A 9,978-nucleotide genomic window follows, 5' to 3' on the forward strand; every position below is an offset into this window, starting at 1 on the left:
CTGCTAGAGAAGCGCCCGGCGGCTTGCGCATTAGGCGTTGAAACTTTACGTCGCAGCCAAACTGGACAAGCTGCTCTACTGCGTTGTAAAGCCACTCAGCGCGTGCAAATTCCAGAGGGTTTTCGCTTACCGGAGGCGGCAGTTGTTGGTCATGCTCAAACTGAGCCTTGCGTAGTGCTGACATGATCGCCTCCAAGACGGCAGATAGTGATAGGGGGAGGGGTAATCGTTTGCGTGCAAGCTTTGACTTTTTATAAAAAATGGACATAGAAAAGCCCAGGCTAAGCTGGGCTAACTTGCTGTTGAACATGAAGTTTTCAGAGTTAAGTTATGATAACGCTGACTTGTGACTAGGACTAGCTATGTAGACTAATATCTACTTAACTGAGCCGTAAAGTTCCGAATTCTGTAAGGGTGATATTGTTGAGGGATTGCAAGACTTAAATCTATGATAAAGCTCTTCTCTGTGAATCATTATTTGCTTGGGAGCCCCAACGCAAAGAATTGCCTTGTCACCACTGATTCCTTTGATTTTTATGCTGATGTCATCACCAATTCTTATTGATTCACCGATTCACCGATTCACCGATGCAGCGGGTTAGCGTTAGCATGGGTCTACTCCTACAATGCATGCATGTTTATTGATTTTAGTGTTTAGCAGAGAAATCAATATTTCATGCATAGCAGCCGAAATCAATAATTACCGATATTGAAGTTTTCCAAATTGTATTGAATTGTAATTTGCAGGATGTGGTCGTTTATGGACTTTTTAAATTTAAGTAGCCTTCGAATGTAGTCTGATTTCGGGTCAAATTTTCGTATTAGATCATTGCTCTGACTTTTTATCGTCAATCCTAATTATTCGTTCGTTCGACTAGGCGTTAGAAAAGGTATCGGCGCTATCAGTCCTACGCTCTGCCTGAATACGCTGGTAAATCTCTTCCCGGTGTACCGCGACAGATTCCGGGGCGACAATTCCGAGCTTCACTTGCTGACCAGTAACGCTCAGTACCTGCACGCTAATGTCGTCGTTAATGCGGATGGTTTCGCCTACGCGGCGGGTGAGTATCAACATGGTCCTTCTCCTTGTTGGTGGTTTTCCCGCTGCACCCGGCTATCAGGTGCAGGAGTGAAAATCCCCAATCAACTCATACAGTCAATTCGCAGCATTCAGCCCGACGAACTATTCGCACATGAGCTATTCGCCGTTCAGGTACTCGCCTGTCTCGTTGCAAAGGGCTGTCACCAAGCATTGAATGCATCGCTAGTAAGGCGGCTAGCACAAAGCAGAGCGGGGTGATGATCTGGCGCTTCATAGCCTCAGCAACCAGCGCTGTACGCTTGGTCACGCCCATCTTGAACATGGCGCTGGTGAGGCGATTCTTTACGCTGCCGTACTCAATCCCGGCCTCTCGGGCGATCTCTTTCGAGGTGAAGCCCTGAGCAATCCAAAGCAGAAATTCAAGCTCTCTTGGCGCCAACCCACGCCCTAAGTGGCCTTTCCATCCGCCGTTTGTGATTGTTGATTCCATTGTGTTGGCTCCTGGTTGGTTTCCCGTCAGGCCCTCTTGGGAAGGCCTGCCAGTGAAATCAATCGTAGAAAAAGTCATCCTCATCAAACCCCGGGCCTACAGCAGGCTCATCGATCAGCGTGAAGAGCTGCCCGAGAGGCCTAACAGTGATCACGAAGTTGTCGTGCTCCTCGTAAACTCCCATCTCTGCGCAGTAGCGCAGAGATACGCCTGATTTGAAGTAGTGAAATTCGATTGCTGTGTACGGCACCTGTACTTGCATCTGTCATCCCTCCCGGTGGTTTTCCCAATGCAGCCTGTTGCCAAGCTGCATCAGTGAAAACTTCATGGAAGCCGAGCAGCCAACGCCAGGCGCTCATGCAAGCGGGCGCGGTGATGGTGGAACCACTGGATCATTTCAGTCTTTGCAGGGGGCCAGCCTGCCCCTTCTCGTCACTCAGCCATGAAGCCCATGATGTTGGTTGCTACACCGCGAGCCCGACGGGCTTTGAATTGCCCCATGGATTCGCCTTCGGCGCGAAGCTGGTTTTGGTTGCGCACCTGATTACCCTCCGGTTGGTTTCCCGTCAGGCCCTGCTTTCAAGGCCTATCGGTGAAACCCCCGGACTCGCTACTGGCGGCAGACCGGGGTTGTTGCGTCAGCGATGTTTGGCCCGTTGCCCGCTGCTGATTGCAGGGCTGGCCGATCGTCTTCGGTGTGGGCTTCGAGCTTCCTACTCACGGCGTCAAACAGCATTTGTTCGCCGTGGATCACAGGTCCTTACAACATGCACGCTACAGCTCTGAATGCCCTGGCTGATTGGGGCAGGGTGCATGAGGTCCGGCGTTCCCAGCCGAGGCTATCGGGATCGCTAATTCAGTTCGGTATCTCTCCCTTCTGCCGCTGGGATTCGCGGGGCGTATTGCTTGCCGGGTCATTCTCACGGTTCGAGCGTTTCGCTCTCGATCAGCCGTACAGGGTTCTCCTGTCGTGGGCGGGCTATCTGACCCGTCTGATCGCCGGTCGCCGGTAGAGGCAATGCGGTCTGTTGATGTTTCTTGTGTTGCGCTAACTGTTAAAGAGCGGTTGGGCTCTTGGCCCCGTCGCGGCGTATTGCTTGCTGCGATGAGGTTAATTTAGCGCTGAGCTAAAACCACGTCAATAGCTTCAAGCTAAATATTTTAGCTTTAGGGTAAATGCGTTTTGCTTCCCGTAAGAAGCAGGTCGACTCTAAGCAGTCTTTCGAGCGTCTTTACGTGAGACTTAGCACTGAGCTATTATTTTGGAATGCTGTATGGATAAACAGTTGATTCAATGAGGTGGAGTATGAGTGTTCAGCAGGTAAGAAATAGGGAAGCGGGCGCGTCCATGTCTGGCATGGAGAGGTTAAGCCTGCGAGTTTCCGAGATGATCAATCACCCGATCGCGCAACTTCGGCGTTCGGTGATGATTCACAAGCTGGACACAGACGGGGAGCGCGAATGGGAGGAGGTGATGGGGGTACTGTCAGAAACCAATGAGCTGGACATGACCATCAACGATGACGGCACGATTACTCTGAAGTGGGAAATGATTGCTGATGAGGATCGCCAGATCGAATCTGACGAATTCGAAGCCGAGGAAGAGCCTGCGCCTTTCTAGCGGACATAAAAAAGCCCGCTACAGGCGGGCTTCCTTTGTTCTGTGTGTAGGTCTTAGAGCTGCTATTGGGCGTCCATTTCCGCAATTAAACGATTAAGTGATGCCTCGTAGACGGTTTTTTCGGCGCTTTCCTCAAGTAGATCGCGCGGAGTGCTGAGCCAATCCATATATCCAAGCCATGATGCGTAGTACGGGGTGATTATTGGCTTGAGGTCTGGTTGAGCCCGAATCTCGTCTCTGAGGTATCCGCGCCCCTTGGGCTTGTTCTCGTCTACGCAAGCCTGGGCGGTTTTAAACGAGGATTTCACAGCAGCTTTATATTTAGCGCTTGCTTGACCGCTATCTCTACCAACTAGGAAAGCTTCGGTGTGGGCTCCTGTGCTATCGACCCGACATGCAGCCACCAATCCTTCCATGCGCTCAATAAAGCTTGGATCGGCGCTTGCCGGGCTCGCAACAGTCATAAGCCCGAGAAAAAAAATTATTGCCCCGATGGTGGTTTTCTCTTTCATTGGATTCCTCCCTAAACAGGTCTGAACTTTACCATTTGCGGCTTTGAGTCACTATTGACGGGGGTGCAGACACAATAAAGCCCGCTCGGGGCGGGCTGAATTTGAGATGTGCGCTTTAGCTAAATCAGTCTTTGTAGGTCAGTTCGCCGAAAATGGAATGGTTAGCCCTGATCTGCTTAAGCACCTCGACGGCGTCTGCCTTTTCTTCGCGCCAGGCTAATCGGGAGCGGCAAGGGCTTCAATTTGAGCCTGGAGCCTTAAGTCGTGCCAGGCTCTGTTGGATATAACCCGCGTTCTCACCGATAGTCTCAAGTGAGCCGCGTACATTTTCGTCCGCTTGCGTACCGCCCTGTTCTGCGACCCAAAGAGATAGCTCCATGATAGCAGCCTCAAGGGCGAGTTGGTTTTCGTAGATCCGTTCAAGGACATCTGGGAGGGAGTGGGGCGTAGGCATAGGACTGACTCCAGAGGAAATGCCTTCAGCGTAGCAGGAGGCCAGATACAAGAAGCCCGGCGCTGGGCCGGGCTTGGAACAAAACAAGAGTCTTATGGATTTATCGGGAAGACTATCCACGGTAGCCTATTATTATAAATATCGATTTAGCATTGTCATATAGATTGTAAAGGCTAGTCAGAAATACTGATATAAGCAGGCATTCTAGTGCTGTTTTTGAATGAGGTACATTGGCGGTGAAAATAGTTGAATTTATCAAGGTAAGGAGTGTGATTGAGCTGAATATGAGAAATATTTGCTCGCATGTGGATTTCCTAAAAGCACTTATTGTCAAATTAAAGTTTGCGCCAGTCTTGTCAATCAGCTCCCTCATTCTGCTCAGCACAACCCCTGCAGTTGTCGTGTTTATTGCGAGCAGTGCAATTTGTAGATTTATCAAGTTGCTATCAAGAAATCTCATGATGTAATGCGAGTCAATCCAGTCAGAAACAAGTCTGACTGCTGCCCCCATCAGTATCATCATTGAAAATGTCTTGATTGTGTCAATCACTGATTGAACCTCTCTAGCAGCAGGTATAGTCCATCTTGAGTCAGATTATCTACCGTAAACTCATCAATCTCAAGTGTTTTAATTTCCGTATTTGTTTGTATCTTCTGTCTTATGCCATTGATTTTCACGCTTATGTTTCCGCCGCCCTGCGATGCATACTCAACCAGGCCGGCCACTATTCCGTTGGATTCATTCAGCTCTAGGGCGGCCCCTTGATCGGCATTTAGCTCGACATTTGTCCTGTGTGAATTGGTCTCCTCATTTATTGACTTTAAGTCAATTGTGAGGGATTTTGATATGTTGGACATATTTGGCGATATGAGTTCAAACTTTACAGATGATACTTCATCTACGTGCTTGTTTACGATTTCCCAAAAATCACGCTTATCGAAACGTGGTTCAATATGCAGGGTGAGCTGTCTGGTGCGAAGTCCGTGCTCAAGATTTTTCTGTAGCAGCTTTGTGACTGCTCGCGTACTAGAAAAGGCTTTTATGTTTCGTGAAATGGCTATTGATTGTACGGCTGGATCATTATTTATAATGACGGTTATGTGAGGCCAACTGTCTATCGTTGACTTCTTAAGGTCGGTAGTGCCAATTTCTACGTGTTTCTTTGCGCCGAGCTTAAATGCAATCCATGGACCACCTACTGGGATCTTTTTCTGTATGATGTCAAACGTTCGATGGTTTATTGTTATTAGCTTGTCAACAATCTCGCCAAATATATTATTCTTTTCTTCTTTCAGCTTCTCAATCGAAAGATTCTCTATATAGAGGTCATCATGAATGTTTCTGCTTATTGGAAGAAGCTGGAAGCGATACAAGTCAAAAGTTAGCTTTTTGTACTCCATTACTATTCCCTATTTGCCTTTCTACGCAGCAATTCTGTTTTTGATCTTGATTTTATTGGTGTCAGCCAGTGAGTATCTTTCAGCGCTCATTACGTATAGCCAGTCATCGGTTACCAAGTCTTCCCCCGGGCAATCCTTCACGCCTTCACCTCGTCCGCATTACCCTCCCAGCTCACTCGCGCTTCCAAACCGAATGGTTCCGCGCAAGCACCTTCACCAGCGTCCGATCACACATATCAGCTATGAGCAGCAGCTTATTTGCTTCATCGAGGTTGCCCGCCTGAATCTGGCTCCACGCTTTAACCCGCACCCTGTGCCCGTGGTCATAAATCTTTTCGTATGACTTGGCTATGGCTTCGTCTCTGGAAGGCTTTTGCATGGGTAGGCATCTCGCTTATCTCATTGACGAACTTCATGTAGGCGCTTAGCTAAACCAGATTGGCGTTCCACACCAGAAGCACCCGCGCTTGGATGTACGTGTCGTCTTTCCGAATTTGGCGCGCGCGGTGCAGTTCGTTGTCGGAGATCATTTCAAAATGTTCTTCATCGACAATTTGCAGGCGCTTTATGTACTGGTGTCCTTGCCAAGAAAACAGGTAAATGCCATCCCCTGTGAACTCGCGGATGGTCACGTCTACAAGTAGCGGATCGCGATGCTTAATCGTAGGCGCCATGGACTGGCCCCAGCCCGTCACGACCTTTAAATGAAAATGCTCTTTGAACTCAACACCCATTTCGCGAAGGTGTTGGGGGCTTACCCGTACGTCCTGCAACATTTCAGGATAGTCATGAGGAACCTCGCCACCGCCCATCGCGCCACGGACATCGTAGTGGGCGATCCATACTTCATCGCCTACTTGGCCCGGCTTGAAGTGGTCAGCACTGAGGACATCGCTTGTCCCATCAGCAACTGCAACGATTTTGTCTCGAACCTCTCCTGAAAGCCCTTTAACCCTGGCAAGCATTTGCTTGACCTGGTCAGCAGCACTCAGTGTAGGTGACGGTTCCTTAATTACCGATCCGTTGTCAGCCTCTTCTAAAGAAGGGTAGATGTAGGTGCTCGAGTCACCATGCGGCAACGAATCAAACCAGCCACGCGGGAGTCCTTCAACGGCTTCGATTCGACGTGCTACATCATCCCCTAAATTTTTAGCGGTCTTGTCCGACAGGATCTGACTTAGATGCGCAGGAGCCATTCCCCAGCGTTCAGCGCATGCGCCTTTCTTCTGGTTGCCGATCAGGCTGATTAGTTGCTGCTTGCGAATCGCATAGATATCCATGCGAGCAAGAATGCCAGCGTTTAGCTCAATGCTAAATGTACTCAAAGCTAAATATTCCTTGCTGCGATGTTAGCCATGAGCTAAATTTCGCTTATCTGTAAGGAGAATCCCATGAATGAGCATCTGCGCGACTGGCTAGCCAGCGCTCCAAATGACCGACGCAAAGCTGTCGCGGACGCCGCAAAGACCACAGTCGGCCACCTTTGGCAATTGGCGGGCGGTCACCGCAAGGCATCCGCTGAGCTTGCCGATCGCCTACAAGACGCTTCTGGTGGCGAGATCACCATTGCAGGCCTTCGCCCAGACCTTCTTGATTTGGCGCACAAAGTCCTGCGCGGCGCTGCTTGACACCTCTGCCACCAATCCATGTAGCCAGTATCAGCTTTGTTGATCTGCACAGAAAGAAACCTGAGGTCACTGGAGTTTTAACCAGTTGATCTTCGGTTGGATTAAGCGGGAAGGGTGAAGCTTAATCGCCGAATTTCAGGCACAAAAAAGCCGACGGTCGAGGTCGGCTGATTCATTAAAACACTGTGAGGCCGATTATATGCAAACCCAGCCACATATCAATAGCCCCAACAATCTCGCGCCACGTTTTTCGCAATCTGAAAACGTGGCGCGGACTATGTCATCGCGAGAAATCGCTGAACTGACCGGAAAGCAGCATCAGCACGTCAAGCGTGATGTGGAAAAGATGCTGGCTGAACTTAAAGAAGATACGTCCAGTTTTGGACGCATCTATTTGGACAGCATGAACCGCCAGCAGACAGAGTATTTGCTTGATCGCGAGCATACAGACTGTCTTCTCACCGGTTACAGCTCGGCAATGCGCATGGCGGTGATAAAACGCTGGCGAGAGCTGGAAGGCGGTCGTGTTATCGCCTCGCTACCTGACTTTTCGAACCCTGCTGCCGCTGCCCGCGCATGGGCTGACGAGGTTGAGAAGAAACAGGCCGCCGAAAAGGCTCAACTGCTGCTTAGCGTCGAGGTTCAGGCTCAAGCCACCAAAATTCACTCCTTGGAAAATCTGTTCAGAGAAGGCATGACCCACACCCAGTTTTGCAAGGGACTCAATGGCGTCAACGTCATGCAGGTGGGCAAGTATCTTGAAACCCGAAGTTGGCTCTACAACGAGAGCAAGTCCGGTCTGCGCCTGCGAGTGGCGTGCTACGCCCGCGACAAGTACATGACCGAGCACCAGCACGAAGTCACCCCACACGGCAAAGAGCCATTCATTTCGTACACGCCTGTTCTGCTCAAAAAGGGTGCGATTCGGCTTTATGACCTGTATCTGGCTGGGGAATTGCCCATGAAAAAGACATGGGACGGTCTGCATACCCATGATAAAGCAGTGAGGACTGAGTAATGGCTCGCGCACGCAACATCAAGCCCGGGCTGTTCAGTAATGAACTGCTCGTCGAGCTTCCAGCATTTGACCGCCTGGCCTTCATTGGCCTTTGGTGCTTGGCCGACCGGGAAGGGCGCCTTGAAGATCGCGTCAAGCGAATCAAGATTGAGCTGTTCCCTTGCGACGACTACGACGTTGACGCAGGCCTTAATCGCCTAGCTGCTGCTGGGTTCATTTCTCGATATCAGGTGGCTGGCTTCTCTGTCATCGAGATCGTCAACTTCCAAAAGCATCAGAGCCCGCACGGATCTGAAAAAGACAGCGTTCTCCCCGACATTAACGGGTATCTCACTGTTTACGAACGGAAAAAGAACGTTGTTGTAGCAGGCTCTCAACGGAAGGTTATTGTAGGAGAACAAGATTTTAACGTTAAACAACCGTTAGAGCCTGTTAACCCATCGTTAGATAACGCCCTGATTCCTGATTGTGGAATCCTGATTCCTGATTCCGGATTCACTGCTTCTCCGAATCAAGATCAACACCACTCTCTCAACGCGGGTGAAGAAATTCCGGGCTCAGGCTTCGAAGGCTTCGATGATCTCGAAGACCTTCCCCCGGAAGAAGGCGAGCCACCTGTTGACCCAAAGACCCCTGTCGAGATGACGCTGGATTGGATGCCTGACGCCAATCTGCTGAAGACGTATTGCGTGCACTTCGGCGTCCCGACTGAGCTGTTCACCAAGTACGCTGTGGCCCCGTTCACCGCTCATCACGAAACAACAGGCCTCCTGCAAACCCAATCCAAATGGGTGTCGCTACTGGTCAAATGGGTGAAGGACGACAAGAACCGGGCGAGCAATATCCGCCCATTCCCGAAACCCCAAGCCATTGCAAGGCACACCCTGACCGAGAGCCGTGATTACAAAGCAGGCACCAAGGAGAACGCCAATGGCACGTTCCGTCTCTGACCTCGGCCCGCACCTGGACCGTAAGTTTGGCGTTATTGGCCGCCAGCCGGCGCGCTGTGACACGCACGGCGAATACTCGGCGGTGATGCTCAGGGCTGGTGGTGTTTCTGGTTGCCCGATCTGTGCCAGCGATAAGCGCGACATGGAAGAGCTGGAGCGCAAGCGCTTTCAGTTCCGGACGCTGCAGCACGACGCCGCCAAGATTCCCAAGCGCTTTACAGACAAGTCCTTCGCCAGCTTTGTGGTTTCGTCGCCGGCACAGCAAGTCGCTCTGGATGCCTGCATGGAGTACGTAGACAACTTCTCGAAGCACAAGCGGCAAGGGCGCTGCATGTTGCTCCTTGGCAAGGTCGGCACCGGCAAGACGCACCTAGCCACATCCGCAGTGAGCGCACTGATCAACGAGCAACTGGTTAAAGCGATCTACCGCACTGTCGGCTCCGTCATCGGCGATATCAAGGCGACCTACAGCGACAAGTCTGGCGAAACCGAAGCCCACATCATGCGTGAGCTGATCGGTGCTGACCTGCTAGTACTGGACGAAGTAGGGGCCACCAAGCAAAGCGAGTTCGAGCTGGCCACGCTGTTCAGCATCATCAACGGCAGGTATGAGCAGGGGCGCCCGATGATCATCGTCAGCAACCTCTCGCCTGCCGAGCTGAACGATGCCCTGGGCGTGCGCTGTGTCGACCGCATCCGCGAGAACGGCTGCATTGGTGTGGCGTTTGAGTGGGAATCGCAGCGCGGCAAGGAGGGGTTCTGAAATGACCGAATTCGTAGAGGTGAAGACGCAAGACCTGTCGGGCGCGGCTCTGGATTGGGCTGTGGCAATGGCGGAAGGGGATCGGGTTGATCCGGAGGG

At 51.1% G+C, this 9,978-nt stretch carries 14 protein-coding genes and 1 pseudogene; 5 read left to right on the forward strand and 10 right to left on the reverse strand.

Features of this window, described 5'->3' with window-relative positions:
- The 5 genes and pseudogenes from AQS70_RS23925 to AQS70_RS05010 form a co-directional block, all read right to left on the reverse strand.
- Nucleotides 1–184 (reverse strand): annotated as a pseudogene (locus tag AQS70_RS23925) (hypothetical protein); the annotation flags it as partial.
- 192 nt (nt 185–376) lie between these two features.
- On the reverse strand, nt 377–574 hold the full coding sequence (locus tag AQS70_RS24260) for a carbon storage regulator (RefSeq protein WP_082428036.1): 198 nt from the start codon (nt 572–574) through the stop codon (nt 377–379).
- A gap of 300 nt (nt 575–874) precedes the next feature.
- A complete protein-coding gene (csrA, locus tag AQS70_RS05000) occupies nt 875–1,075 on the reverse strand; it encodes a carbon storage regulator CsrA (RefSeq protein WP_055101808.1) in 201 nt (66 codons plus the stop codon).
- A 73-nt stretch (nt 1,076–1,148) separates the two neighbouring features.
- Complete coding sequence (locus AQS70_RS05005; RefSeq protein ID WP_055101809.1) at nt 1,149–1,532, reverse strand: response regulator transcription factor; 384 nt, start codon at nt 1,530–1,532, stop codon at nt 1,149–1,151.
- Nucleotides 1,533–1,590: 58 nt separating this feature from the next.
- Nucleotides 1,591–1,794: a hypothetical protein gene (locus AQS70_RS05010; protein ID WP_055101810.1), complete on the reverse strand. Its 204-nt coding sequence runs from the start codon at nt 1,792–1,794 to the stop codon at nt 1,591–1,593.
- Nucleotides 1,795–2,880: 1,086 nt separating this feature from the next.
- Here AQS70_RS05010 and AQS70_RS05020 point away from each other — a divergent pair.
- Nucleotides 2,881–3,153, forward strand: coding sequence for a DUF1654 domain-containing protein (locus AQS70_RS05020; RefSeq protein WP_156355017.1), 273 nt, complete (start codon nt 2,881–2,883; stop codon nt 3,151–3,153).
- A 62-nt stretch (nt 3,154–3,215) separates the two neighbouring features.
- Here the strand turns inward: AQS70_RS05020 and AQS70_RS05025 are convergent, their stop codons facing one another.
- The 5 genes from AQS70_RS05025 to AQS70_RS05050 form a co-directional block, all read right to left on the reverse strand.
- Nucleotides 3,216–3,665: a hypothetical protein gene (locus tag AQS70_RS05025; protein WP_055101812.1), complete on the reverse strand. Its 450-nt coding sequence runs from the start codon at nt 3,663–3,665 to the stop codon at nt 3,216–3,218.
- A gap of 238 nt (nt 3,666–3,903) precedes the next feature.
- Nucleotides 3,904–4,119, reverse strand: a complete 216-nt coding sequence (locus AQS70_RS05030) for a hypothetical protein (protein WP_055101813.1) — start codon at nt 4,117–4,119, stop codon at nt 3,904–3,906.
- A 546-nt stretch (nt 4,120–4,665) separates the two neighbouring features.
- Nucleotides 4,666–5,520, reverse strand: coding sequence for a hypothetical protein (locus AQS70_RS05040; protein ID WP_055101815.1), 855 nt, complete (start codon nt 5,518–5,520; stop codon nt 4,666–4,668).
- Between the two features lie 172 nt (nt 5,521–5,692).
- A complete protein-coding gene (locus tag AQS70_RS05045; protein ID WP_055101816.1) occupies nt 5,693–5,899 on the reverse strand; it encodes a hypothetical protein in 207 nt (68 codons plus the stop codon).
- 49 nt (nt 5,900–5,948) lie between these two features.
- Nucleotides 5,949–6,800 carry a S24 family peptidase gene (locus AQS70_RS05050; protein WP_055101821.1) on the reverse strand — a complete coding sequence of 284 codons (852 nt, stop codon included), beginning with the start codon at nt 6,798–6,800 and terminating at the stop codon, nt 5,949–5,951.
- Nucleotides 6,801–6,911: 111 nt separating this feature from the next.
- Here AQS70_RS05050 and AQS70_RS05055 point away from each other — a divergent pair, with 111 nt between their 5' ends.
- From AQS70_RS05055 to AQS70_RS05070, 4 genes are all read left to right on the forward strand, one after another.
- Nucleotides 6,912–7,148 carry a helix-turn-helix domain-containing protein gene (locus tag AQS70_RS05055; RefSeq protein ID WP_055101817.1) on the forward strand — a complete coding sequence of 79 codons (237 nt, stop codon included), beginning with the start codon at nt 6,912–6,914 and terminating at the stop codon, nt 7,146–7,148.
- A 199-nt stretch (nt 7,149–7,347) separates the two neighbouring features.
- Nucleotides 7,348–8,166, forward strand: coding sequence for a Rha family transcriptional regulator (locus AQS70_RS05060; RefSeq protein WP_055101818.1), 819 nt, complete (start codon nt 7,348–7,350; stop codon nt 8,164–8,166).
- Entirely contained in the window at nt 8,166–9,116 is a 951-nt protein-coding gene (locus AQS70_RS05065) for a DnaT-like ssDNA-binding domain-containing protein (RefSeq protein WP_055101819.1), read from the forward strand. Before AQS70_RS05060 ends, AQS70_RS05065 begins: the two co-directional genes overlap by 1 nt.
- On the forward strand, nt 9,097–9,879 hold the full coding sequence (locus AQS70_RS05070; RefSeq protein ID WP_055101820.1) for an ATP-binding protein: 783 nt from the start codon (nt 9,097–9,099) through the stop codon (nt 9,877–9,879). Before AQS70_RS05065 ends, AQS70_RS05070 begins: the two co-directional genes overlap by 20 nt.
- Nucleotides 9,880–9,978: the final 99 nt, after the last annotated feature.

The sequence above is a fragment of the Pseudomonas endophytica genome, assembly GCF_001411475.1.
Lineage (GTDB): Bacteria > Pseudomonadota > Gammaproteobacteria > Pseudomonadales > Pseudomonadaceae > Aquipseudomonas > Aquipseudomonas endophytica.